The sequence below is a fragment of the Enemella dayhoffiae genome (assembly GCF_002250625.1).
In the GTDB taxonomy this organism is placed as follows: domain Bacteria; phylum Actinomycetota; class Actinomycetes; order Propionibacteriales; family Propionibacteriaceae; genus Enemella; species Enemella dayhoffiae.
This window is the reverse complement of sequence record NZ_NMVQ01000001.1, coordinates 389,240-412,156: the sequence shown is the minus strand read 5'-3', so window position 1 is coordinate 412,156 and position 22,917 is coordinate 389,240. Positions and strand designations below refer to the sequence as shown.

Annotated in this window: 21 protein-coding genes and 2 pseudogenes; 9 read left to right on the top strand and 14 right to left on the bottom strand. The window is 70.2% G+C overall.

Annotated elements, in window-relative coordinates; all coding sequences use genetic code 11:
• Positions 1 to 29: 29 nt before the first annotated feature.
• The 4 genes and pseudogenes from CGZ93_RS02025 to CGZ93_RS02010 form a co-directional block, all read right to left on the bottom strand.
• Positions 30 to 1,136, bottom strand: coding sequence for a sensor histidine kinase (locus CGZ93_RS02025; protein ID WP_229117133.1), 1,107 nt, complete (start codon positions 1,134 to 1,136; stop codon positions 30 to 32).
• Positions 1,136 to 1,852, bottom strand: a complete 717-nt coding sequence (locus tag CGZ93_RS02020) for a response regulator transcription factor (RefSeq protein WP_094362454.1) — start codon at positions 1,850 to 1,852, stop codon at positions 1,136 to 1,138. The genes CGZ93_RS02025 and CGZ93_RS02020 overlap by 1 nt, the downstream gene beginning before the upstream one ends.
• A 31-nt stretch (positions 1,853 to 1,883) precedes the next feature.
• Positions 1,884 to 2,427 (bottom strand): annotated as a pseudogene (locus CGZ93_RS19840) (DUF6803 family protein).
• A 46-nt stretch (positions 2,428 to 2,473) separates the two neighbouring features.
• Positions 2,474 to 4,258: a DUF2207 domain-containing protein gene (locus CGZ93_RS02010; RefSeq protein ID WP_229117130.1), complete on the bottom strand. Its 1,785-nt coding sequence runs from the start codon at positions 4,256 to 4,258 to the stop codon at positions 2,474 to 2,476.
• 122 nt (positions 4,259 to 4,380) lie between these two features.
• On the opposite strand from CGZ93_RS02010, the gene CGZ93_RS02005 reads away from it, so the two are divergent.
• The 3 genes and pseudogenes from CGZ93_RS02005 to CGZ93_RS19210 all read left to right on the top strand — a co-directional run bounded on the left by CGZ93_RS02005 (position 4,381) and on the right by CGZ93_RS19210 (position 6,743).
• Entirely contained in the window at positions 4,381 to 5,148 is a 768-nt protein-coding gene (locus tag CGZ93_RS02005; RefSeq protein ID WP_094362452.1) for a LamB/YcsF family protein, read from the top strand.
• A gap of 5 nt (positions 5,149 to 5,153) precedes the next feature.
• Positions 5,154 to 5,765 (top strand): annotated as a pseudogene (locus tag CGZ93_RS19215) (5-oxoprolinase subunit B family protein); the annotation flags it as partial.
• Between the two features lie 108 nt (positions 5,766 to 5,873).
• Complete coding sequence (locus tag CGZ93_RS19210; protein WP_229117147.1) at positions 5,874 to 6,743, top strand: 5-oxoprolinase subunit C family protein; 870 nt, start codon at positions 5,874 to 5,876, stop codon at positions 6,741 to 6,743.
• 3 nt (positions 6,744 to 6,746) lie between these two features.
• On the opposite strand, the gene CGZ93_RS01995 is transcribed toward CGZ93_RS19210, so the two are convergent.
• From CGZ93_RS01995 to CGZ93_RS01965, 7 genes are all read right to left on the bottom strand, one after another.
• Complete coding sequence (locus CGZ93_RS01995; protein WP_094362450.1) at positions 6,747 to 7,622, bottom strand: DUF4253 domain-containing protein; 876 nt, start codon at positions 7,620 to 7,622, stop codon at positions 6,747 to 6,749.
• Between the two features lie 53 nt (positions 7,623 to 7,675).
• Positions 7,676 to 8,545, bottom strand: coding sequence for an ABC transporter ATP-binding protein (locus CGZ93_RS01990; protein WP_229117129.1), 870 nt, complete (start codon positions 8,543 to 8,545; stop codon positions 7,676 to 7,678).
• Positions 8,520 to 9,512, bottom strand: a complete 993-nt coding sequence (locus CGZ93_RS01985; RefSeq protein WP_229117128.1) for an ABC transporter permease — start codon at positions 9,510 to 9,512, stop codon at positions 8,520 to 8,522. The genes CGZ93_RS01990 and CGZ93_RS01985 overlap by 26 nt, the downstream gene beginning before the upstream one ends.
• Before the next feature lie 205 nt (positions 9,513 to 9,717).
• Positions 9,718 to 11,043, bottom strand: coding sequence for a M15 family metallopeptidase (locus tag CGZ93_RS01980; RefSeq protein WP_094362449.1), 1,326 nt, complete (start codon positions 11,041 to 11,043; stop codon positions 9,718 to 9,720).
• Positions 11,044 to 11,148: 105 nt separating this feature from the next.
• On the bottom strand, positions 11,149 to 12,663 hold the full coding sequence (locus CGZ93_RS01975) for an FMN-binding glutamate synthase family protein (protein ID WP_094362448.1): 1,515 nt from the start codon (positions 12,661 to 12,663) through the stop codon (positions 11,149 to 11,151).
• Positions 12,664 to 12,757: 94 nt separating this feature from the next.
• Positions 12,758 to 13,366, bottom strand: coding sequence for a class I SAM-dependent methyltransferase (locus CGZ93_RS01970; RefSeq protein WP_229117127.1), 609 nt, complete (start codon positions 13,364 to 13,366; stop codon positions 12,758 to 12,760).
• The gene (locus CGZ93_RS01965) at positions 13,363 to 13,680 is read right to left on the bottom strand and encodes an ArsR/SmtB family transcription factor (RefSeq protein WP_094362447.1); all 318 of its coding nucleotides are present in this window, start codon (positions 13,678 to 13,680) and stop codon (positions 13,363 to 13,365) included. The genes CGZ93_RS01970 and CGZ93_RS01965 overlap by 4 nt, the downstream gene beginning before the upstream one ends.
• Positions 13,681 to 13,752: 72 nt before the next feature.
• On the opposite strand from CGZ93_RS01965, the gene CGZ93_RS01960 reads away from it, so the two are divergent.
• From CGZ93_RS01960 to CGZ93_RS01950, 3 genes are read left to right on the top strand one after another with little or no spacing between them, the layout of a single operon-like run.
• Positions 13,753 to 14,205 (top strand): ArsI/CadI family heavy metal resistance metalloenzyme, encoded by a 453-nt coding sequence (locus tag CGZ93_RS01960; RefSeq protein WP_094362446.1) that lies wholly within the window; start codon positions 13,753 to 13,755, stop codon positions 14,203 to 14,205.
• A complete protein-coding gene (gene arsB, locus CGZ93_RS01955) occupies positions 14,202 to 15,311 on the top strand; it encodes an ACR3 family arsenite efflux transporter (RefSeq protein WP_267489703.1) in 1,110 nt (369 codons plus the stop codon). The genes CGZ93_RS01960 and arsB overlap by 4 nt, the downstream gene beginning before the upstream one ends.
• A complete protein-coding gene (locus tag CGZ93_RS01950; RefSeq protein WP_094362445.1) occupies positions 15,308 to 15,706 on the top strand; it encodes an arsenate reductase ArsC in 399 nt (132 codons plus the stop codon). Before arsB ends, CGZ93_RS01950 begins: the two co-directional genes overlap by 4 nt.
• 46 nt (positions 15,707 to 15,752) lie before the next feature.
• Here the strand turns inward: CGZ93_RS01950 and CGZ93_RS01945 are convergent, their stop codons facing one another.
• Complete coding sequence (locus CGZ93_RS01945) at positions 15,753 to 16,193, bottom strand: hypothetical protein (protein ID WP_094362444.1); 441 nt, start codon at positions 16,191 to 16,193, stop codon at positions 15,753 to 15,755.
• On the bottom strand, positions 16,190 to 16,840 hold the full coding sequence (locus CGZ93_RS01940; protein ID WP_094362443.1) for a DUF1707 SHOCT-like domain-containing protein: 651 nt from the start codon (positions 16,838 to 16,840) through the stop codon (positions 16,190 to 16,192). The genes CGZ93_RS01945 and CGZ93_RS01940 overlap by 4 nt, the downstream gene beginning before the upstream one ends.
• Before the next feature lie 51 nt (positions 16,841 to 16,891).
• Between CGZ93_RS01940 and CGZ93_RS01935 the strand changes: the two genes are divergently transcribed.
• The 3 genes from CGZ93_RS01935 (at position 16,892) to CGZ93_RS19835 (ending at position 21,964) form a co-directional block, all read left to right on the top strand.
• A complete protein-coding gene (locus tag CGZ93_RS01935; RefSeq protein WP_094362442.1) occupies positions 16,892 to 18,625 on the top strand; it encodes an IlvD/Edd family dehydratase in 1,734 nt (577 codons plus the stop codon).
• A gap of 325 nt (positions 18,626 to 18,950) precedes the next feature.
• Complete coding sequence (locus CGZ93_RS01930; RefSeq protein ID WP_094362441.1) at positions 18,951 to 19,148, top strand: hypothetical protein; 198 nt, start codon at positions 18,951 to 18,953, stop codon at positions 19,146 to 19,148.
• 32 nt (positions 19,149 to 19,180) lie between these two features.
• Positions 19,181 to 21,964 (top strand): helix-turn-helix transcriptional regulator, encoded by a 2,784-nt coding sequence (locus CGZ93_RS19835; RefSeq protein ID WP_176451595.1) that lies wholly within the window; start codon positions 19,181 to 19,183, stop codon positions 21,962 to 21,964.
• Here the strand turns inward: CGZ93_RS19835 and CGZ93_RS01920 are convergent.
• Complete coding sequence (locus tag CGZ93_RS01920) at positions 21,961 to 22,908, bottom strand: ADP-ribosylglycohydrolase family protein (RefSeq protein WP_176451594.1); 948 nt, start codon at positions 22,906 to 22,908, stop codon at positions 21,961 to 21,963. The genes CGZ93_RS19835 and CGZ93_RS01920 overlap by 4 nt on opposite strands.
• Positions 22,909 to 22,917: the final 9 nt, after the last annotated feature.

Below are 22,917 nucleotides of genomic sequence, written 5' to 3'. Positions count from 1 at the left end.
GCCCCCGGCAGGGGTTGGTCAAGATCTGGTCAAGAAGTCACGGTGGGCAGTGCCAGCGCGAAGGTCGCGCCGTGGCCGGGGCCGTCGCTGTGGCCTGTCAGGTCGCCGCCGTGGGCGCGGGCGATGGCGCGGGAGATCGCCAGGCCGACACCGGTGCCGCCGTCGACGTCGCGGGTGCGGGTGTCCTGGACGCGGTAGAAGCGTTCGAAGACGTGGGTGAGGGCCTCGGTGGGGATGCCGACGCCGTTGTCGGTGACGCGGACCACGGCCCGGTCGTGCTCGTGCCCCATCGTGACCTCGACCCGGTTGCCGGCCACCGTGTGTTGCAGGGCGTTGCGCAGCAGGTTGTCCAGGACCTGCCCGATACGGGCGGCGTCCACGTCGACGCGCAGGCCGGGGACGCTTTGGGCGTGCAGCGTCACCCCGGCGGCGTCGTAGGCATGGCGGGCTGCGGCGACGCTGGCCGTCACGACCTGGTCGAGGTCCTGGTGGCTCAGGGACAGCGGGATGCGGCCTTCCTCGGCACGCGACACCTCGGAGATGTCGGCGGACAGGGCGGCCAGCCGCTGGTTCTGCCGTAACAGGATCTCGACGGTTGCGGGGGTGAAGTCGACCACACCGTCCTGCAGCCCCTCGAGGGTGACCTGGGTGGCGGCCAGCGGGGTGCGCAGCTCATGGCCCAGGTCGGTGAGCATGCGTCGTCGGGTCTGCTCGGTGGACGCGATCTGGCTGGCCATGTGGTTGAAGGCGTCGGCGACCTGGGCCAGCTCGGGGCTGGCCGAGGTCATCGTGACGGGTTGGTCGTAGTGTCCGGCGGCGACCTGTTGGGCGCCGTCCACGAGGGCTTCCACCCCGCGCGACAGGTTCCGGTTGAGGACGGTGGCGACCCCGAGGGCGGCGAGCATCGCGGTGCCCAGACCCACGGCCAGTGACACCAGGCCGGCGTCGTGGAAGGCCTGCTGCGCGTGCTCGACGACGTCGGGCTGGGCGTGGCCGGCTTCGTGCATGTGCATCCGGAACCATGCCGGGCCGACCAGCAGTGCCGTCAGCACCATGGTGGCGGCCATCGCTGCCACCACGGCCATCTGGGTGCACAGCAGTCGGCGTGCCCAACTGCCGCGCGGGTTGGGCGGCATCACTGCCCTCGGCCCATCCGGTAGCCGACGCCGCGCACCGTCTGCACGAACCGAGGCTGGGAGGGGTCGTCACCGAGCTTCTTGCGCAAGTGCGCGATGTGCACGTCGACCAGGTGGTCGTCGCCGACCCAGTCCTCGCCCCACACGGCGTCGGTGAGCTGGCGGCGGTTCAGCACCCGGCCGGGGTGTTCGGCCAAGGCCTGCAGCAGGTCGAACTCGGTACGGGTCAGCTCCACCGGTGAGGCGTCGAGCTCCACCCGACGCGACGCGGGGTCCAGGGTGAGGGCGCCCATCCGGTGCACCGCCGAGGCCGTGGTGCCCGTACTCCCGGCGCGGGGGCGTCGCAGCAGCACCTGGATACGGGCCACCAGCTCACGCGGGCTGAACGGTTTGGTCATGTAGTCGTCCGCGCCGACCGACAACCCGATCAGCTTGTCGACCTCGTCGGCGCGGGCCGTAAGCATCAACACGTAGCAGTCGCTGAAGGTGCGCAGTTGGCGGCACACCTCCACCCCGTCCATGCCCGGCAGGCCCAGGTCCAGCACGACCACGTCGGGGGCCGTGGCCCGGACAAGGTCAAGCGCGGCCAGCCCGTCGCCGCAGGTCTGGGCCGACATGCCGGCCCGCTCGAGGTAGTTCTTCACCGTGCCCGACAGCACCGGCTCGTCGTCGACGACCAGGACACTCGGCGCAACCGCACCAGACGCGCTATTCATGACACCACCTCACCACGGAACCGGCCGGGGATCACTTCGACGGGGCGGAGCTGGGCATCATCGTCGAGTGGTCCATGCCCGTCATGCCACCCAAGTCGTGGTGCATCGAGGTCGAAGCCGGCGGCGAGTAGCCCATGACGGCAGGGTCGAGCATGCCGAAGATCATCGCGACGTGGGCCACGACCAGGAAGACGGCCACCATCGCCACGTGCAGGCGCAGGCGCCCGGCCTCGTTTCAACCCAGGAGCCCGGCCTCCAGAAGGCTGATCGCCAGCATCGGCAGGCCACCAGCCAAGTAGGACAGCACGGCGATCACGTCCGCGGGGCCACGCCAGCCACCGTTGTCCGTCAGCGGGACCACGGCGGTGACGAGCAGGTGCAGGCTGATGAACACCCACACCGGCCAGAAGCCCGACCCAGTGGCTCACCTTCGTCACCCATCCCGGCGCCGGACGGTCACCGCGACGAGCCAGCAGCATCACCAGCTCGGTGATCGCGAGCGTCTCGGCCAGCACGACCGGAAGCGCCATGAACAACAGCAGGTTCCACGGCTGACGCACGGCCAACAGCCCCATGTAGTGGGTCATCGGCATGCCCTCCATCCCCGACCCGGAGGTCAGGTCAGGAGCGGCCAGGGCCAGAGCAGCAGCTGCAGGGGTGCCGACACCCAGGGCAACCAGCGGGACGGTACGGGAGGAGTTCTAGTTCGAGGTCATGGCCACAAGCCTCGAAGCCCCACATCGAGACCCGGGCAAGGGAATATGAAGATTCGGCCAAGCCGGTCTCCGGGTAGACATGGGGCCAGAACAGACCGTCACCATGGGGCCAATCGAAGTTGACAGAGCCAACCAGGCTCCCGTGGTCCTCGGCGGTCACCCGAGGGGCGTCCTCGGCGTTCTGCAGCCAGGCGATCCGGTTCGCCTCGGCCATGGTCAGGAACTGCTTCAGCCCGAGCAGGTGGTCACGCACGGCCCGTCCCGCCTCGGTGAGCCGTCCGAAGCTTGGGGTGCGATAGAGCGCGGCGATCAGCAGCAGCACCATCAGCACCCCGACCACGAGTGGGAAGGCGAGGCCGTGCTTGGCGAGCGAGAGCATCATCACCGCCTCGATGAGGCAGGCGATCACGAAGGTCGGCAGGAACCAGCTGCCGCCGGCGGGCTGGTATTCCCGCCAGTCCCGGTCCACCATCAACTGCCCTCGCTTGTGGCCCAGCTCCACGGGGTCCTCGGGCGGCAACCGGCTCCCCAGCCGTTGGCCCGGACGCAGGAAATATCCCTTGATCAGCGCCAGCAGGGTCTTGTCGGTGACCGGTGACAGGTCCACCTCCTCGACCTTCAGCTGGGCGCGCAGTCGCTCCCGGTCCCGCCGACCGAGTTTTCCGCCCGAACGGGAGCCGACGACGGTCTCTCCCGCGGACTCGGTGCTGCGTACGCGCAGTTGTCCCGCAACCACACACTCCAGCAACTGGGCGCCGGGCCCGCGCTCGGGGCGACCCATGATGTCGGCGGCGGCGATCGCCGGTACGCCCTTGGGCGGCAGATATTCGGTGACCAGCACCTGCGGTTTGCCGACGTGGGTGGCCCGGGCATAGCGCAGCCGGGCGATCAGCCAGATCAACGACGCCAGACCGAAGGGGACCAGCCACTGCCAGGCCGGCAGGCCGGGAGGCGTTGGGGTGTACGCCTTGGCGAACGTCCCCGGTTTGAACCCCACCGCAAACGTCAGATTCTCTTTGGGGGCCAGGTTTTCGGTGCTGGCGGAGAAAATGACCTCACCGTTGCCCTCGGTGCGGGTGATCTGACAGCGATCGTTCGAACCGGAGCCACCGCGATAGCAGCTCTGGTTGCCGTCCAGCCGGTCCGCCAGGGACGCCGGGACGTGCAGCCGCGCCGTGACGCTGTCGAAGCTGGCGCTCCAACCGGTGCCGTTGGCGTCCAGATAGATCTCTTGGCGCTTGCCGTTGAACGAACCCATCGCCACGTCGTGCAGCGTGTAGCTGATCACGTATTCCTGATCCCCGCTGGCCAGATATTCGTAGGTGGTGCCGATCCGCAGCACCACGACACCGTTCTCTTCGGTGCGGGTGACCTCGACCTCGCCCGTGTGGTCCTTGCCGTCTCGATAGCGCAGGGTGACCTGGACGCTGACCCCCGAGACGGTGTTCTCATGGGACTGATACTTCAGCGGGATCGCGCGCAGCAGCCCGCGATTCCCACCGCTGTTGAAACTCACCCGGATGCGCTCGGTGACGCGCACGTCGGTGGTGCCGCCCGCACCCGGTTGCACCGTGTAGTCGGCGATGAACGAGCGCACCCTGAAGTCCGCGGATTCGGTTGTCCCTGTTCCAACGGACTTTCCGCTGCTCAGCATCCCGATCGCTGCTGCCGCCAGCAGCACCACCACCATGATCACCGGGTACCGGACCCACCGACCCACATCGCGCCACGTGTTTCAAGGCCAGGAAGGGAGCGGTTCACTGCGGGCCCGAGGCGGTTGACACCCCCGGCCGGTGGAACAAGGCTGGTGTGATGACCAGCATCGACCTCAACTCGGATCTCGGCGAATCCTTCGGGATGTGGCAAATGGGCGATGACGACGCCCTGCTCGACGTGGTCAGTTCGGCCAACGTCGCCTGCGGTTTCCACGCCGGTGACCCGTCGGTGCTGCTCGCCACCTGCCGTGGCGCGGTCGAGCGCGGCGTACAGCTCGGGGCGCACGTCGCCTATCGCGACCTGGCCGGCTTCGGCCGCTCCTTCATCGACGTCCCGGGCGAGCAGTTGTACGCCGACGTGCTGTATCAGCTCGCCGCGATCGACGGGGTCGCCCGCACCGTCGGCGGGTCGCTGAGCTATGTGAAACCGCACGGGGCGCTCTACAACACCATCGTGCATCACGAGCCGCAGGCCGATGCGGTGGTCCGCGCGGTCGCCGACTTCAGCGCCGCGCGTACCGAACCCCTTGCCCTGTTGGGATTGCCGGGTTCGGTGGTGCTGCGGCAGGCCGAGGCCGCCGGCGTACGCGCGGTCCGCGAGGCGTTCTGCGACCGGGCCTACAACAACGACGGCACCCTGGTCAACCGGCGTACCGATGGTGCGGTGCTGCACGACCCCGAGCAGGTGGCGGAGCGGATGGTGCGACTCGTCGAGACCGGGGAGCTGACTGCGATCGACGGCGAGACGATCGGCGTCGAGGCGGATTCGCTGTGTGTACACGGAGATTCGCCCGGAGCGGTGGCGATGGCGCAGCGGGTCCGCGATGCGCTCACCTCGGCCGGCGTTGAGATCCGGGCGTTCTGATGGCGATCCGGGTACGCCCCTGCGGGGACCGCGCGCTGCTGGTTGACCTGGCCGCCGCGGACGAACGGCGCCGGCTCGACGCGGCCCTCACCGCCAACCCACTGCCCGGAATGCTGGAACACCTGCCGGGGGCGCGCACGGTGCTGGTCCGTTGTGTCGACGCCGACAGCCTGGCCCGTGCCGCGGAGCAGCTGGTCACCCTCGACCTGGCCGAGCTGGAGGCCGACGATGCCGAGGTGGCGGAGGTGACGATCCCGGTGCGCTATGACGGGCCGGATCTGGCGGCGGTGGCCGAACACCTCGGCATCGACCCCGACGAGGTGATCGCTCGGCACGCGGGGCAGGTGTGGACGGTCGAGTTCGGCGGGTTCATGCCCGGATTCGGTTATCTGACAGGAGAATCCGGCGGGCTCGAAGTGCCCCGTCGGGACAGCCCGCGGACGAAGGTGCCGCCGGGGTCGGTGGCTCTGGCCGGTGAGTTCTCCGCGGTCTATCCGCAGGCCTCGCCGGGCGGCTGGCAGCTGATCGGCAGCACCGATGCCACCCTCTGGGACGTTCACCGCGACCCCCCCGCCCTCCTCACCCCCGGCGCCCGCGTTCGCTTCACGACCGCTGAGCCCGAGATGCTGGCTGAGCCTGTCGAAGCCACCCAGGCAAACGAGGTCCCTTCGACAAGCTCAGGGACCGTATCGACAAGCTCAGGGACCGTATCGAACAACCCCGCCCTGACCGTCGAGCAGCCCGGCGCCCAGCTGCTGATCGAGGACCTGGGCCGCCGCGGCCATGCGCGACTCGGCGTGACCACCTCCGGTGCGATGGACCGCGAGGCGCTGCGCCTGGCCAACCGCCTGCTCGGCAACCCCGAGTCAACCGCCGGCCTGGAGCTGCTGCTCGGCGGTGCCACCTTGCGCGCCGAACGGGACGTCCAGCTCGCGCTCACCGGCGCCCGGGCCCCGCTCCGGGTCGACGGGCGCGCGGTGGCCTGGGGCGAACCGCTGACCCTGCGCCCCGGCCAGGTGCTCGAGGTGGGCCGTCCCGAAACCGGGGTGCGCTGCTATCTCGGAGTCCGCGGCGGCCTGGTCGCCGAGGAGTTCCTCGACTCGCTGGCCAGCGATCCGACCACCGGCCTCGGCCCGGCACCGCTGCAGGCCGGCGACACCCTGAGCGTCGGCGCCGAGCCGGCCGACCCGCCACGACCGGTGGACACCCTGCCCTCCAACCGGCACGGCGACATCGTCCTCCCGGCCACCGTCGGGCCCCGCGATGACTGGTTCACCGACGCCGCGGTCGAACTGCTGGGGCGTACCGCCTGGGAGGTCACCGGCGACGCCAATCGGGTCGGGGTACGCCTCAGCGGCCCGGTCCTGGAGCGCAGCCGCGAGGGCGAACTGCCCAGCGAGGGCGTGGTCCGCGGCTCGGTCCAGGTGCCCGCCTCCGGCCAGCCGATCGTGTTCGGGCCCGACCACCCGACCACCGGCGGCTATCCGGTGATCGCGGTCGTCGACGAGTTCGCCACCGATCGGCTCGCCCAGGCCCGGCCCGGTGAGGTGGTCCGCTTCGACCTGCGCCGCTCCCGGATCACCCTGCGCGACTGACGCTCAGTTCCACCAGAAGTCCCAGTCGCGGCGATCGATGAGGTGATCGGCGTATGCCTCGAGGTCACCGTCGTCGGTCTGGTCGATCACATCGGGCGCCAGCCCGTAGTGCTCCCCGGCCAGCCGCAAGGCCTGCTCCTCGAACCGCGGTGGCCGGGCCACCGACAGTCGCAACCGGTCCGCGCCGAGACCGACCAGCACCGCCCCGAAGCGGTCCTCCCAGCTGCGCAGCACCGCGCTGACCGAGGCCCCGAGATATTCGTACGCCTCGGCGCCCGTCCAGCCGAGCGCCGCCGGTACATCCGCCGGCCGGGTCACCGGGACCAGCAGCAGCGCGTGCGAACCGGCCAGCGGGCGTACCTCGGCCCGATCGTCGCGGGCCGCCTCGGCCTGCGCCAGCCCCTTCCACTCGGTACGCCAGGGCTCCAGATCCGGCAGGCCCTCGGCCGCGGCGTAGGTACGCGCCAGCAACGCCTCGGCGTCCTCGGTCACCGGCTGCGGACTGCCGACTCCGCCGGACAGCCAGCCCGGCTCCAACGCCGTCGCGCCGCCCAGCTTCACCGGCCAGATCCCGCTGCTGGGGAAGCGGTCGGCGACGGCGTACCACTCCTCGGTGAAGTCGTCGGCGCGATCGCTCAGCCAGCCCAGTGGTACCGGCTGACCGTCGGCACCGTTCACGCGGATCAGCCGCCCGGCCGGCAGGCCGACCATCCGCGCCTCCGGGTCACCGGGCTCGGCGGCCCGCAACTCCAACCGGATCCAGTCGTTGGTGTTGACCTGGTCGAAACCGAGGTCGTTCAGGTCCAGCCCACCCGCACTGGCCGGTTCGGCCGGCGCCTGCCGGCCGAGCGCCTCCCGAAGCGTGTCGCGAAATCCCATGCGGCCACCATGCCGCACCGACGCCCGGCCTGTCGAAGGATCCGGTTGTCGAATCAGACCTCTTCGGAGTTCTGGTCGGAGTTCTTCACGTGCAGAAACTCCAGATAGGCGGCGGTCACCTCGTCGGGGTGGCCGCGCATCATCAGATTGCCGTGGTCCAGCCAGATGCAGTCATCGCACAGCTCGCGTACCGACGCCAGCCCGTGGCTGACGAAGAACATCGCCCGCGACTTCGCGCGCAGCTCCTCCAGTTTGGCGGCGGCCCGCTCCCGGAAGCCGGCGTCACCGGTGGACAGCGCCTCGTCGACCATCAGGATGTCGGGGTCCATGTGTACGCCCACCGAGAACCCGACCCGCGCGGCCTGGCCCGAGGAATAGGTGCGCATCGGCCGGTCGATGAACGGGTCGGTACCCGCCTCGGCCCAGTCGGCCACCGAGTCGGCCCGGGCGCGCACCTCCTTGCGGGAGAGTCCGGCCGCCAGCCCGCCGAGGATGATGTTCTCCCGTCCGGTGAGCGCCCCGTTGAAACCGACGCCCAGGGCGAGCATGGTGGACGCCTTCCCCCAGGTCTCGACGTGCCCGGAGGTGGGCGGCAGGATCCCGGCGAGCGCGCGGAGCAGGGTCGACTTGCCGGCCCCGTTGGCGCCGATCACCCCGACGGTGGTGCCCATCTTCACGTCGAAGCTGATCCCCTTCAGCGCCTCGACGGTGTGCACCTGCCGGGTGCCGCGACCGAACCGGACCACGGCCTGCTTGAGGGTGGGTCGCTTCTCGAAGGTGGTGCGATAGGTGATGCGCAGGTCCTGCACCCGGACCGCCAGGTCGGTGCGGTCGGGTTCCAGGGTGAAGCCGTCGCGGGTGGTGCGCGTACGCGCCCCGCCCCCTCGATCGGCTCGGTCAATAGATCCGGACAGCGAACTCACGCTCCCTCGACATGAAGAACAGCGAGCCGGCCAGGAAGGTCACGACCGCCCAGGCGGTGGCGATCAGCCAGGTGCTCAGCTTCGGGAAGCTGCCATAGATCAGCAGGGAGGAATAGCCGCTCAGCATCGAGTACGCCGGGTTGAGCTGGGCGGCCGTCTGCAGCCAGCCCGAGCGTTCCTCCAGGTGCATCGGCAGCCACAGCACCGGGGACAGATAGGTCCACACCCGCACGAAGAACGGCAGGAAATTGCTGGTGTCACGGAAGTACACCTGCATGGCGGCGAAGAAGGACGCCAGTCCCGCGCCGAACAGCGTCATCAGGAACAGGAAATAGATCGCTGCCAGCTGTTTCGGACCCCACCCGATCGCCTTGTTCCAGACCAGGAAGATGACCAGGGTCACCGGCAGCGTCGGGATGAACCGGAAGAAGGCGGTGTGCACCGCCCCGAGCGGGATCAGCAACCGCGGGAACGCGGTGTTCAGCAACAGCTTGCCGGCGGTGGTCACCGAGGTGGCCCCGGCGTTGGCGCAGGTGGTGACAAAGGTGAACACGAAAAGGTTCGTGGTCAGGTGCGGGAAATAGCGCGGGTCGGAGGCGACCCGGTTGGACAGGATCGCCACCAGCAGGAAATAGACCCCGGCCATCAGCAGCGGATTGAGCACCAGCCAGATCTGACCGAAGAACGTGTCGGAGCTGGAGGCGCGCATGTTGGCCCGCGACAGCTCGAACGCGAACTGCCGACGCTGCCACAACTCGGTCAGATATTTCCGCAGCGGCGGCAGGCCGTTGCGGTGCGGACCGTAGTGGTTGTAGACACCGGGGCTCAGATCGGTGGCCGAACCGGTGGCCACCTTCGGCAGGTGGCTCTGCGGGATGAACTCGTCGTCGCTGCCGAGCGCCGGGTCGATCCGGCCCGGGCCTTTGCCGCCGGGCGACGGCTCACCCGAGTGCGGTTGCGAGCTCAAGTCGGCACTCCTTCGGCCCCCTCCGGGCGACTCAGACGGCGAACCGGTCGGTTCGGATCGGAGTCAGTCTGCCACGGGCGAGCGGGCTGGCTCATCTTTCACACGCCTTCAAGACCGGTGCGCCGACGAGGACGGCAACCGGCCCCCGCTCGGGGAAACGGGGGCCGGTTGAATCTGGGGGGCGGGGTGTCGCCCGGAGATGGAGTCAGCGTTTGCCCATCCAGCCGCGTCGGATCACCCAGACGCCGGCGCCGATCAGGCCGATGCCGCCGAGCAGCAGCGGCAGGGCGTCGTCGGGTCCGCCGGTGTCGGCCAGCCCTCCGGGGTACGCCGACTCGTCGTCGTGGTCGTGCGCCTTCCCGTCGTGGGTCTGGTCGTGGGTCTGGTCGTCCGTGGTCCCTTCGGTTCCGGTCGCCATCGGCTCGGCCGGCTGCTGTTCCGAAACGGCGGAGCCGCCGGCCTGGGTCTCGGACTCCGCGGTCGGTGCCGAGGTGGTCGGTGCCGAGGTGGTCGGTGCCGAAGTGGTCGGTCCCGAGGTCGTCGGAGACGCCCCGCGGGGGGTCGACGGGTTGGTCGGCGTCGGGCTCACCGGCGGCCTGGTGGTCTGCTGCGGCGTACCCGAGGCGGTCGGTCGCGGTGACCGGGTCGGCTCCGGGGTGGCCGTGCCCCTGGGGGTGGCGCTGCCCTGCGGGCTCGCGGTGTTCTTGGGGGTCGCGGTCACCTTGGGGGTGGCCGTGCCCCTGGGAGTCTCCGAGTTCTTCGGAGTGGCGGTGCCCTTGGGGGTGGCGGTGCCCTTCGGGGTGGCGGTGCCCTTCGGGGTGGCGGAGGCCTTCGGGGTGGCGGAGCCCTTCGGCGTCGCCGAGCGCGTCGGCTTCGGGGACGCCGTCGGCGACTGCGCGGGTTTCGGGGTCTTCGTCGGCTTCGGGGTCGAACCGTGGCCCTGCGTCTTCCCGTCCTGCTTCGCCCTGGCGATCATCTCGTCGATCTTGGACCGGTCCTCGATGTATTCGAAGTGCATCGTGTCCGGGCGGCTCTTGTAGTGCCCGCCCCAATAGAACCCATACTTCAACCACGTCTCGACCACCGCCGGCGGCAGGTCGGACGAGAACGTCGAGCTCATCGGGTTCTGGTCCCAGTTCAGGTCGATCGCGCGACCGTAGGAGTGGTTCGAGATGCTGGTCGACGAGCCGCGGATGAACCGGCAGTCGTAGCCGCCCAGCTGCTTGATCCTGTAGCCGTGCTTCTGCTCGGTGAGCCGCAGCAGTTCGCTGACCAGCGGGGCGAGCTCGGCGCGCGTGGTCACCTTCAGGTTGTTGTGCGAGGCGGTGGCCAGCTTGACGTCACAGTTCACCTTGCCGCCGCGGACCTGCACCTCTGCGCCGTCGTTGAACCCAGGCGGGTGCACCCCATACGGCCGGGTCTCCTTGGGGTACGCGCTCTTCGGCGCGGCCATCGCCTGCCCGACGAACCCACCCAGCCCGCCGACGGTGACGACCGCCGCGGTGATGATGCTCGCCAGCTTGCGGTTCATGAGCTGCCCCCGGATTGGAGTCCCCTCATTGGGGACACCTTGACGGTAGGCAGCGGTGGGCCCGGCCGACCAGCCCGCCGGGGGTGGAAGTCTCCTCCTTGCGCGTCAGCGCATCAGCTCGGCGATCTCCCGGCTGATCTCCGGTCCGGGTACGCCCCAGTCGGGCCGATAGCCGTAGACCTCGGCGAGCGGGGTCTGGGTGCGGTTCCCCTCGGCCAGCGCCACGTCGTCGGGCCCGATCAGCGCCGGGTGGGCGACCCCGGTCGCCTCGGCCAGCTTGACCAGGTCGCGCCGCAGCGTGCGGACATAGTTGGCCAGGCGTACCGACTTGCGGGCCGGGTCGAGACCCGAGGCCAGCCAGCGGTTCTGGGTGGCGACCCCGGTCGGGCACTCGTCGGTGTGACACTTCTGGGCCTGGATGCAGCCGATCGACAACATCGCCTCGCGGGCGACGTTGATCAGGTCGGCACCGAGCGCGAACGCGACCACGGCGTTGTCCGGCAGGCCGAGCTTGCCGGAGCCGATGAACGTCACCCGATCGGTCAGCCCGGCCTCGGCGAACCGGCGGTACACCTGCGCAAACCCTGTCCGGAAAGGGAAGGAGACGTTGTCGGCGAACACCATCGGTGCCGCACCGGTGCCGCCCTCGCCCCCGTCGACGGTGATGAAGTCGACCCCGCGTTGCCCGTCGGCCATCGCCTCCACCAGGTCGTCCCAGAACTTGAGGTCGCCGACCGCCGACTTGATTCCGACCGGTACGCCGGTCCGCTCGGCCACCTGTTCGACCACGTCGAGCATCTGGTCGACGGTGCGGAAGGCGGCGTGCCGCGACGGGCTGACCACGTCCTGGCCTTCGGGTACCCCGCGGATCCGCGCGATCTCGGCGTTCACCTTGGCTCCCGGGAGGTGCCCGCCGAGGCCGGGTTTCGCGCCCTGGCTCAGTTTGAACTCGACGGCGCGGACCGGGCCGGAGCCGACCACACCGACCAGTTTCTCCAGGTCGAAGTTTCCGTCGGCGTCGCGGCAGCCGAAATAGCCGGTACCCACCTGCAGCATCAGGTCCCCACCCTGGCGGTGGTGGTCGGACAGGCCGCCCTCGCCGGTGTTGTGCCAGCAGCCGGCCATTTCCGCGCCCTGGTTGAGCGCCTTGATCGCCTGGGGGCTGAGCGAGCCGAAGCTCATCGCCGACACGTTCACCACCGAGCCGGGGCGGAACGCGTGCCGCCGGCCGCGGGGCCCACCGAGGATCTTCGCCCCGGGCAGGTCGGCGCTCAGGTCGTCCAGGTGCGGGCTGGGGGCGACGTCGGAAAACGTGCGCTGCTTGACGACGGGGAACACCTGGTCCTCGACGTCGTTGTCGGTCCCGAACCCGAAGTAGTTGTTCTGGGCCTTCGCGGAGGCGTACACCCAGCGGCGTTGGTCGCGGCTGAACGGCCGCTCCTCGTCGTTGGAGGTGACGATGTATTGCCGCAGCTCCGGACCGATGGTCTCCAGCGCATAGCGCGCCCGGGCCAGCAGCGGGAAGTTGTGGCGCAGCGCGTGATCGCGCTGGAGCAGGTCCTGGGCGGCCAGTCCGGCCAGCCCGATCGCCGGAAGGGCAGCGAGCCAACGCTTCTTCATGACCGCAACGCTACGGTGGCTGAGCCTGTCGAGGCCACCCCCACGCTGGCTGAGCCTGTCAGGGCCTGTGCCGAGGCGAACCTCCCGGCCAGACTCACTCCAGTCCGAGCACAGTCACCAGAAAATCCGAGTCGGCGTCGAACGGCCGCAGATCCCACGTGGACAGCCCGAGCTGCACCTCGAGCCCGGCGTGCGCGACGTCGTTCAGATAGTCGGTGAACTCGTAATCCCGCCCCTTGCCGAACCCGATCACCGCACGGCCGTTGCTCTTCAGGTGGGCGGCGAATTTGCGCAGCACCGGCACCCGGGTCTCGGGGTGCAGGAAGGTCATCACGTTGCCGGCGCAGACGATCGCGTCGAACTTGTCAATCACCCCGCGGGCGGGGAGGTCGAGCTCACTCAGGTCACCGACCAGCCACGTCGGCCCGGGATAGTCCTGCCCGGCCGCCTCGATAAGCACCGGGTCCTGATCGACCCCGACCACCTCGTGGCCCACCTTCGCCAACCAACCGCCGGTACGCCCGGCTCCGCAGCCGGCGTCCAGCACCTGCGCGCCGCGGGGCAGCATCGCGTCGACCAGTCGGGCCTCACCGTAGATGTCCTCACCCTGGGCCTCCAGCGACCGGAACCGCTGGGCGTACCGGTCGGAGTGCTCGGGGTCGTTCTCGACCATCTCGGTCCACTTGCTGCGCGGCAAACTCACCCGGCCACCGTATCGCCGGCCCGCGAGTCCAACCCGATCAGCCGGGTGATGTCCGCCAGCCGGTCGGGGACCAGCCGGAACCAGGCCCACGGTCCACGACGTTCGCGGGTCAGCAGCCCGGCGGCGGTGAGCCGTTTCAGGTGGTGTGAAACGGTGGGCTGGCTCAGCCCGACCACGTCGACCAGGTCGCAGACGCACGCCTCCTGGTCGGGCCGGGAACCGATGAAGCTGAGCAGCTGCAGGCGTACCGGATCGGCGACCGCCTTGAGGAGCTCGGCCACCGACTCGGCCTCGCTCCGGCTGATCAGGGTCATCCACCTATATTGACAGACGTCGATGCGCCCTGTCACGCTCATATAGACAACGATCGATATCAAGGAGATTCCGTGTCCCGCGTACAGCTGGCGCTCAACGTCACCGATCTTGAGGCATCCATCGACTTCTATCGCACCCTGTTCGGCGCCGAGCCGCACAAACGCCGTCCCGGGTACGCCAACTTCGTCGTCGTCGACCCGCCGCTGAAGCTGGTGCTGATCGAGACCGACGAGCAGACCCGCGGTGAGGGCACCGCCGGGGCGCTGAACCACCTCGGGGTGGAGGTCGAGTCGGCGGAGGAGTTCGCCGCCGGTGCCGATCGGCTGCGCGAGACCGGGCTGATCACGCTGGAGGAGAACGCGACCACCTGCTGCTATGCCGAGCAGGACAAGGTGTGGCTGCAGGACCCGGCCGGTGCACCGTGGGAGGTCTATGTGGTGACCGACGACGACCCCGCCAACCCCCAGCCCGCCAGCGCCTCCGTTTCGGTGCTTGACCAGGGACAGGGGGCCTGCTGCTCGTGAGCGCGGACACCCTCGCCGAGGCGCCGAAACTGTCTCTGGTCGACCGCTTCCTGCCCGTGTGGATCCTGGCCGCGATGGCCCTCGGGCTGCTGCTCGGGCGCACCGTCCCTGACCTGGACCACGCGCTCGGCGCGGTCGAGGTGGGCGGGGTGTCGCTGCCGATCGCCGTCGGCCTGCTGGTGATGATGTATCCGGTGCTCGCCAAGGTGCGCTACACCGAGCTCGGCCGCGTCACCGGCGATCGGCGGCTGATGCTGCTGTCGCTGGTGCTCAACTGGCTGATCGGACCGGCGCTGATGTTCGCGCTGGCCTGGCTGCTGCTGCCGGACCACCCGGCCTACCGGACCGGGTTGATCCTGGTCGGCCTGGCCCGCTGCATCGCGATGGTGCTGATCTGGAACGATCTCGCCTGCGGGGATCGCGAGTCGGCGGCCGTGCTGGTCGCGATCAACTCGGTGTTCCAGGTGCTGATGTTCGGAGTGCTCGGCTGGTTCTATCTGCAGCTGCTTCCCGGTTGGCTCGGGTTGGCCACCACGAGCGTCCGGTTCTCGGTCTGGGCCATCGTGGTCAGCGTGCTGGTGTTCCTGGGAATCCCTCTGCTGGCAGGGTTTCTGACCCGCACCCTCGGTGAACGGGTACGCGGCCGCGAGTGGTACGAGGAGCGGCTGCTGCCGCGGCTGGGTCCGTGGGCGCTGTATGGGCTGCTGTTCACCATCGTGGTGCTGTTCGCGCTGCAGGGGCGGGCGATCATCGCGAACCCGCTCGCCGTGGCCCGGATCGCCCTGCCGCTGCTGGTCTATTTCGTGGTGATGTTCGCCGGCTCGCTGCTGCTGGCCCGCGCGGCCGGTCTGGGGTATGAGAAGTCAACCACCGTGGCGTTCACCGCCGCCGGCAACAACTTCGAGCTGGCGATCGCGGTGGCGATCGGCGCCTTCGGCGTCACCTCCGGCGAGGCGCTGGCCGGGGTGGTCGGCCCGCTGATCGAGGTACCGGTGCTGGTCGGCCTGGTCTACGTCGCCCGCTGGGCCGGCGTACACCTCTGGCACACCCGTCCGACGCCCGCACCCGTTTCCGAGAACGCTGTCCAGCAAGGAGAAATCCGATGACCAGACCCAGCGTGCTGTTCGTCTGCGTGCACAACGCCGGTCGCTCCCAGATGGCGGCCGCCTGGCTCACTCATCTCTCCGAGGGCGCCGTCGAGGTGCGCTCCGCCGGTTCGACGCCGGCGGATCAGGTCAACCCCGCCGCGGTGCAGGCGATGGCGGAGGTGGGGATCGACATCGCCGCCGAGCAGCCGAAGATCCTGACCACCGACGCGGTGCAGACCTCCGACGTTGTGATCACCATGGGCTGCGGCGACACCTGTCCCTATTTCCCCGGAAAACGCTACGAGGACTGGGTTCTGGACGATCCCGCCGGGCAGGGCATCGACGCCGTACGCCCCATCCGCGACGAGATCAGAGCTCGGGTCGAACAGTTGCTCACCGACCTCACCCCCTGAGCCTGCCGAGGGTCCCTGAGCCTGTCGAAGGGCCCTTCGCCTCACATCACGTCGAAGGGCAAGCGAGCAACCTCCGGATCACCGAGCCGTACGCCGCAGCGGCCACTGCCGCCGCGGGTCGCCCCAGCAACCCGGGCAACCCGAGCACGGTGAGCTCCTGACGCCACTCGACGACCGAACCGCGACCGTCGGGGCGTACCAGGATCTCGATCCGACCACCGAGCGGCCGACCGCGCTTGCTGATCAGCACCCGGCCGACCCGTCCCTCGACCGGCGGCAGCCACTGCTCCACCCGCATCCGATCATCGAACCCCACCGGGCCGACAGCAGTGCGCGCCACGAATTCCGTACCCTCTCTCAGTTCTCGGCCGTCGTGCCGCACCCGGGTGAACGGGATCACCGCGGTGTGCGCATCAAGATCGAGCAGCGCGGCCAGCGCGTCCGCCGGAAATCGGCCGGTTCGCTCCACCACCCGGAACCGGATCATCGCAGGTTCTTCTTCGCCGCTCGTCGCTCGAACCAGTTCGGGTGCCGGAACGTGATCGTGCCCATCCCGCCGGACCCGTTCACCACCATCGTCGGCCGCCCGCCGGTCGGGGTGTCACCGACCCGGTTCGTCACCATCCCCATCGACTTCGCGAGTCGTCTGGTGTCGACCGCCCACCCGTCGGGCACGACGACGGTGATCATCCCCATGCCACCCTCCACCCACACGTGGATCACCTGGTGCGGGGTGGTCGCCTCGAGGCAGTTGAGGGTGACCATCCCGGCGCCGCCGCGCAGCAGCAGGTGCTGCGGGATCTCCCACGGCCCCTTGCGCGACTCGGCCCACCAGCCGCCGTCGAGGATCAACGGGTTCTCCATCGACGACCCCGGCGTCCCCGCCACCACCGGCGCACCCGCGGGAGCCACCGGGGCAACCGCACCGGACTGTTGCGCCGCCGACGGCGGCGGCACCGGCAGGTCCGCGACCACCGCGTCCAGCTCACCGAACGTCTGCGCCGCATGGGTGCGCGCGGCGCGCTCCCGCAGCTCGTCCGCGGTCAACCGGCCGTCGGCGTACGCCTGCTGGAGCGTCTGGATCACCCGCTCGCGGTCGTCGTTTCCGGCGCGCATCTGCTGGGGGCTGGCCATGTCCGTCAGCGTACGCGAGGCTGGAACCCACCGGAGCGAGGAGGCAGGGAAATGACTGAGCAGCGACGGTTGAGGTCACAGGGCTGGTTCGGCGGGCGCGACAAGCACGGGTTCATGTACCGCAGCTGGATGAAGAACCAGGGCTTCCCCGAGCACCAGTTCGACGGCCGCCCGGTGATCGGCATCTGCAACACGTTCTCCGAGCTCACCCCGTGCAACGCGCACTTCCGCAAGCTGGCCGAACACGTACGCCGCGGCGTGCTGGAGGCGGGCGGGTTCCCCGTCGAGTTCCCCGTCTTCTCCAACGGGGAGTCCAACCTGCGCCCGACCGCCATGCTCACCCGCAACCTGGCGTCGATGGACGTCGAGGAGGCGCTGCGCGGCAACCCGGTCGACGCGGTGGTGCTGCTCGTCGGCTGCGACAAGACCACCCCGGCGCTGCTGATGGGCGCTGCCTCGGTCGACCTGCCCACCATCGTGGTCTCCGGCGGGCCGATGCTGAGCGGGCGTCATCGCGGCCAGCAGATCGGCTCCGGCACCATGGTGTGGCAGTGGAGCGAGGACGTGAAGGCCGGAAACCTCAGCCTGGATGAGTTCCTGTCCGCCGAGGCCAGCCAGTCGCGTTCGGCCGGCAGCTGCAACACGATGGGCACCGCCTCCACCATGGCGTGCCTGGCCGAGGCGCTCGGCACCTCACTGCCGCACAACGCGGCCATCCCCGCCGTCGACTCCCGGCGCTACGTGCTGGCGCACCTGTCGGGGGCGCGGATAGTGGAGATGGTGCACGAGGACCTGCGGCTGTCGAAGGTCCTCACCCGCGAGGCGTTCGAGAACGCGATCCGCGTGTGTGCGGCGATCGGCGGCTCCACCAACGCGGTGATCCACCTGAAGGCAATTGCGGGCCGGCTCGGCGTACCGCTGGAGCTGGAGGACTGGACCGAGGTCGGTCACGGAACTCCCACCATCGTTGACCTGCAGCCGTCGGGGCGGCTGCTGATGGAGGACTTCTACTATGCCGGCGGCCTGCCCGGGGTGATCCGCCGACTCGGTGACGACGGCCGACTGCCACACCCCGACGCGCTCACCGTCAACGGGAAATCCCTGTGGCAGAACACCGAACGCTCCGAGGTGTACGACGACTCGTGCATCCGCGAGCTGACCGATCCGCTGGTGCCCGACGGCAGTCTGCGCATCCTGCGCGGCAACCTGGCGCCCAAGGGGGCGGTGCTGAAACCGTCGGCGGCGACGCCGGAGCTGATGAAGCACCGGGGCCGGGCGGTGGTGTTCAGCGACTACGACGACTATCTGGCGCGGATCGACGATCCGGAGCTGGACATCGACGAGAACTGTGTGATGGTGCTGCAGAACGTCGGCCCCAAGGGCTATCCGGGGATGCCCGAGCTGGGCAACATGGGTCTCCCGCCCAAGCTGCTGGAGCGCGGGATCACCGACATGGTGCGGGTGTCGGACGCCCGGATGTCCGGCACGGCCTACGGCACCGTGGTGCTGCACGTGGCCCCCGAGGCCGCCGCCGGCGGACCGCTCGCGGTGGTCCGCGATGGTGACGAGATCGAGCTGGACGCCGACGCCGGGGTGCTGCGGCTGTGCGTCTCCGACGAGGAGCTCGCCGAGCGGATGGAGGGCCTGCCCACCGATCCCGCCCCGCAGCTGCCCGGCGGCTATCAGAGCCTCTATGTCCGCGAGGTGCTGCAGGCCGACGAGGGCTGCGACTTCGGCTTCCTGCGCGGCTGCCGCGGCTCCGCGGTCCCCAAGCTCTCCCACTGACCCCCCGTGCACGCTGGCTGAGCGCTGATCCGCGGGGCACTCCAGAAATGATCATGACCCGATCGGGGTCGTTTTCGCACAGTGAGAAAACGACCCCGATCTGGCCATGGTCATTGCGGCCGGTGCCCGACCGAGCTGCCTTCGACAGGCTCAGCTGAGCGAGCGCAGCGAGTCGAAGCCCGTGCCCTTCGACTCGCTCGTTCCTCGCTCACCATTGTACGGCGGGCCTGAGGTAGCTGAGGTACCCGCCTGAGGTAGGCGTACGCCGCGAAGATCAGGCATCTGCCCCATGTGCCGGGGTACGCCTCAGCACGATGGTTGAGTCATGAGCAACAGCGACTACTACCACCTGATCGTGCAGGGCCAGCAGCACCGCGAGCTGGTCGAACGTGCCGCCGAGGAGCGGCTGGCGAGGCAGATCGCTGGACCGGGTTGGCTGTCCCGCCTCAAGAACCTGGTCGGCGGGCACGGGGAGCGTCCCCCGGCCCGCCGGCCGGCCAACCGGCCCGTCGGCGTCCGCTGAACCCCGACCGGTGTCGTGGCAGCATGGCTGCCGTGACGAACCAGCGCGTCGTCGGGCGCACCGCGGAGCTGGCCCGGCTGGCCGAGTTCTGGGCCGAGGCCCGGGCCGGCCACGGGCACCTGGTGATGCTCGGCGGCGAGGCCGGCATCGGCAAGACGACCCTGGTCCGCGAGTTCACCGACACCCTCGAGGGTGCCACCGTCGTCACCGGCCAGTGCCTGATGTTCGGCTCCGAGGCGATGCCGTACGCCGCGGTCAGCCAGCTGCTGCGCGGGCTCGTCTCCCGACACGGTGCCGAACGGGTGACCGAGTGGGCCGGCGCCGGCCGTGACGCCCTCGCCTCCATCGTCCCCTCGCTGGGGCGCGACGGGACCGGTGAGGTCGACCGGATGCAGCAGTTCGAGGCGGTCGCCGCCGTGCTCGAACGCGCCGCAGCCGAATCCCCGCTGGTGGTGGTGATCGAGGACCTTCACTGGACCGACCCGTCGACCGCCAACCTGCTGCAGTTCCTGGCGGTCACCCTGGCCGACAGCCCGGCGGTGCTGATGCTGGTCACCTACCGCAGCGACGAGGTGACCGGCCGGCACCCCCTGCGCGCCACCCTCGCCGAGCTGCAGCGCCGCCCCGGCGTACGCCGGCTCCCGCTCGGTGCGCTGGAACCCACCGCGGTCTCCGCCCTGGTCACCTCTCTGGCGCCCGCCGCGGCCACCCCCAACCTGGTCGCCCGGATCGTCGAACGCAGCGAGGGCGTGCCCTATTTCGCCGAGGAGATGGCCCGCGCCGGCAGCGTCGGTGTCCTGCCCGGCACCCTGCGAGAGGCGCTGCTGGTGCGCGTGCACACGCTGCGCGAGGAGACCCAGGAACTCCTCGGGATCGCCGCAGTGGCCGGCGTACGCTTCGACGAGGCGCTGCTGAGCGAAGTCCTCGACGGCCGGGATTCCTTGTCCAGCGGCCTTCGCGAGGCCGTCGACTCCGCGTTGCTGACGATCGATGAGGACGGGTTTGCCTTCCGCCACGCCCTGCTGTGCGAGGTGCTGGCCGACGAACTGCTGCCCGGGGAGGCGAGCCGCTGGCACGGGAGGTATGCCGACGTGATCGGCGCCGACCCGTGGCGGTTCCCGGGTCACGACCTGTCCCGGCACCTGCTGGGGGCCGGACGGGTCGACGAGGCGTTCGGCGCCTGTCTGGAGCGTGCCGACGCCCTGGGGGAGGCGCATCTGGACCGGCTGGGGTTGCTGGAGACGGCACTGGAGCTGTGGGACCGGGTGAGCGATCCGGAGTCGGTGGCCGGTGGCCGCGACCTGCTGCTGGCCAACGCGGCCGCCGCCGCCTCCTGGCTGAGCGATTCGGCCAAGGTGCTGCGGCTGGCGAACGCCTGCCTCGCCGCCACACCGAATGACGCGGATCCGTTGCTGCGGTCGGCAAGACTGCTGCTCAAGGCGCGCGCGTTGGAGTTCAGCGGACGGGGCGGTGCCCTCCCGGTGGCCGAGGAGGCGTTGGCGCTCACGCCCTCGGAGTCGCCAACGGTGGAACGGGCCCGGGCGCTCGACATGGTGTCCAACATCCTGATGCTGCGCGAGGACCGCCAGCGGTGCCTGCGCGTGTGTGACGAAGGCCTGAAGGTTGCCCGGGCTGTCGATGACGAAACCACCGTCGAGCGGATTCTCAACACCAGGGCGAGTTCCCTGGCTCCGCTGGGTCGCGAGCCGGAGGCGTTCGAGCTGTTTGAGAGCCTGCTGCCTGGCCCGGCGGACGAGCCCCAGCGCGGCCAGATGCGCCACTTCACCAACTTCTCGCACGTGCTCAACCTGGCCGGAGACTTCGCCCGCGCCGCCGCCGTGGCGCGCGCGGGCGTCGGCACCGCCGCCAAGCTCGGCCTGGAGCGGACCGCGGGTTCGATGCTGGCCGGCAACCTGGCCGATCCGCTGCTGGCACAGGGAAAGCTGGCCGAAGCACGCAGCGTCCTGGAGCGCGCACTGGTGCTGGATCCGCCGTTCGCACACTATGTGCAGCTGCGCACCCTGCAGCTGCAGCTGGCGTGGCTGACCGGGGACACCGACGGCGCCCGTGACCACCTGGCCGAGCTGCGTGCGATCACCGACCCGGAGGCGTCCCAACCCCAGTTCCTGGTCGAGCTCGGTTGGCTGGAAGCCGTGGTCCTGTTGGATTCCGGCGAACTGGACCGGGCCGCGGAGGTGGTTGCGGCCGAGGTGGATCGCGGTGTCCGGGGGGAGCACCCGACCTTCGTCTGGAAAGTGATCCTGGTGGGTGCCGAGCTGGCACACGCCGGGGTGGACGTGCCCGCGCTGGCGAAGCGGGCGGGATCCCTGCCCGAGGTGGCGATGACCCCGGTCTGGTCGGCGGCGTGGACGGCGGTCCGTGAGCCGGCGCAGCAGCACTGGTCGGCTGCGCTGGCAACCGATCCGTCGCGTACGCCACTGTGGTTGCGATTGCGGCTGCTCGAGGGACTGGCCGAGGCGCAGCTGCGGGAACGGTCGGGGGAGGCAGCGGCGACGCTCGCCCGTGCGCGGACATTGGCGGGGGCCGCGGGGGCGACCCGCTGGACGCCCCGATTCGCCGCGCTCGCCGAACGGGCGGATACCGCGGCGGCGGAGCGGCCCGGTGGGCTGACCCCGCGCGAGCTGGAAGTGCTCCGCCTGGTCGCGCGCGGGCTGAGCAACGGCGAGATCGGCAAGGAGCTGGTCGTCTCCACCAAGACCGCCTCGGTGCACGTGTCCAACATCCTGGCCAAGCTGGGCCTCGCCACCCGCACCGTGGCCGCGCGTTGGGCGCACGACCGCGGCCTGGTGGATTAGGTCAGCCACACCGCCTGCTTGGCGAGGTCAGCCAGGTCGTCGGCGCGCAGCCCGGGCCACCCGTGCAGCAGCGGCAACCACTCCTGCGGGAGGGCCGACGCCCCGTGCAGGGCACCGGCCAGAGAACCGGTGATCGCGGCGACGGTGTCGGTGTCCCGGCCCCCGCGCACCGCCTCCTCCAGCGCGGACACGAGGGAACCGGTGTGGGTGATCGCGGCCAGGGCGGCCTGAAACGCGGCGACCACCCACCCGTTCTGGGCAGCGAAGTCGTGTGGGCGGACCCCGGGCGCCGTGGCCTCGTCGATCAACCCGGCCCAGCGGTCGCGCCGCTCGGCCGGCAGCCAGCCCAGCTGGTCGGTCATCGCCAGCTCGCCCATCCGGATCGCGTGGCGGATGGCCAGGCACCACAGCACGCATGCATCGGCGTTGTCGGGCTCGGTGTGGGTGAGCGCGGCGATCCGGGTGGCCGCCTCGACCAGGCCAGGCTCCGCCCCGTCGGCCAGATGGCCGAGGGCCACCGGGCCGGTGCGCATCAGCGACCCGTTGCCGGCGCTGCGGCCGGTCCGCTCGTGCACCGCGCGGGCCGCGCGCACCGCCTCCTCCTCGGTCGGCTCCCCGCGCAGGCCACGCAGCACCGCGGACGTCTGCACCCCGACGTTCCGTGCGGTGAGCGACCAGGCGAGCCAGGCCACGACGACGCCGCCGAGCGTCTCGGGGTCGGTGAGGGACTCCCCGGCGGCGAGCGCCCGCAGGATCGGCACGGCCATCGACGTGTCGTCGGTCCACTCACCACGGGCGTGCCCGAAGTGGCCGATCCCGAAGTCGAGGGGTCGATCATCCGGCAGCGCCGGGCCGAATTCGTACTGCGAGCCGAGGGCGTCCCCGGCGGCGGAGGCGAGCACGGCGCCGACGGCGCGGTCGAGCTGCTGTTCGTTGCGGGTCACGGCGTGCTC

What these genes read in the sequence shown, in the direction of transcription:
- CGZ93_RS02025 (WP_229117133.1), bottom strand. Translation starts at nt 1,136, where the DNA reads ATGCCGCCCAACCCGCGCGGCAGTTGGGCACGCCGACTGCTGTGCACC.
- CGZ93_RS02020 (WP_094362454.1), bottom strand. Translation starts at nt 1,852, where the DNA reads ATGAATAGCGCGTCTGGTGCGGTTGCGCCGAGTGTCCTGGTCGTCGAC.
- CGZ93_RS02010 (WP_229117130.1), bottom strand. Translation starts at nt 4,258, where the DNA reads ATGGTGGTGGTGCTGCTGGCGGCAGCAGCGATCGGGATGCTGAGCAGC.
- CGZ93_RS02005 (WP_094362452.1), top strand. Translation starts at nt 4,381, where the DNA reads ATGACCAGCATCGACCTCAACTCGGATCTCGGCGAATCCTTCGGGATG.
- CGZ93_RS01995 (WP_094362450.1), bottom strand. Translation starts at nt 7,622, where the DNA reads ATGGGATTTCGCGACACGCTTCGGGAGGCGCTCGGCCGGCAGGCGCCG.
- CGZ93_RS01980 (WP_094362449.1), bottom strand. Translation starts at nt 11,043, where the DNA reads ATGAACCGCAAGCTGGCGAGCATCATCACCGCGGCGGTCGTCACCGTC.
- CGZ93_RS01975 (WP_094362448.1), bottom strand. Translation starts at nt 12,663, where the DNA reads ATGAAGAAGCGTTGGCTCGCTGCCCTTCCGGCGATCGGGCTGGCCGGA.
- CGZ93_RS01965 (WP_094362447.1), bottom strand. Translation starts at nt 13,680, where the DNA reads ATGACCCTGATCAGCCGGAGCGAGGCCGAGTCGGTGGCCGAGCTCCTC.
- CGZ93_RS01950 (WP_094362445.1), top strand. Translation starts at nt 15,308, where the DNA reads ATGACCAGACCCAGCGTGCTGTTCGTCTGCGTGCACAACGCCGGTCGC.
- CGZ93_RS01945 (WP_094362444.1), bottom strand. Translation starts at nt 16,193, where the DNA reads ATGATCCGGTTCCGGGTGGTGGAGCGAACCGGCCGATTTCCGGCGGAC.
- CGZ93_RS01940 (WP_094362443.1), bottom strand. Translation starts at nt 16,840, where the DNA reads ATGGCCAGCCCCCAGCAGATGCGCGCCGGAAACGACGACCGCGAGCGG.
- CGZ93_RS01935 (WP_094362442.1), top strand. Translation starts at nt 16,892, where the DNA reads ATGACTGAGCAGCGACGGTTGAGGTCACAGGGCTGGTTCGGCGGGCGC.
- CGZ93_RS01930 (WP_094362441.1), top strand. Translation starts at nt 18,951, where the DNA reads ATGAGCAACAGCGACTACTACCACCTGATCGTGCAGGGCCAGCAGCAC.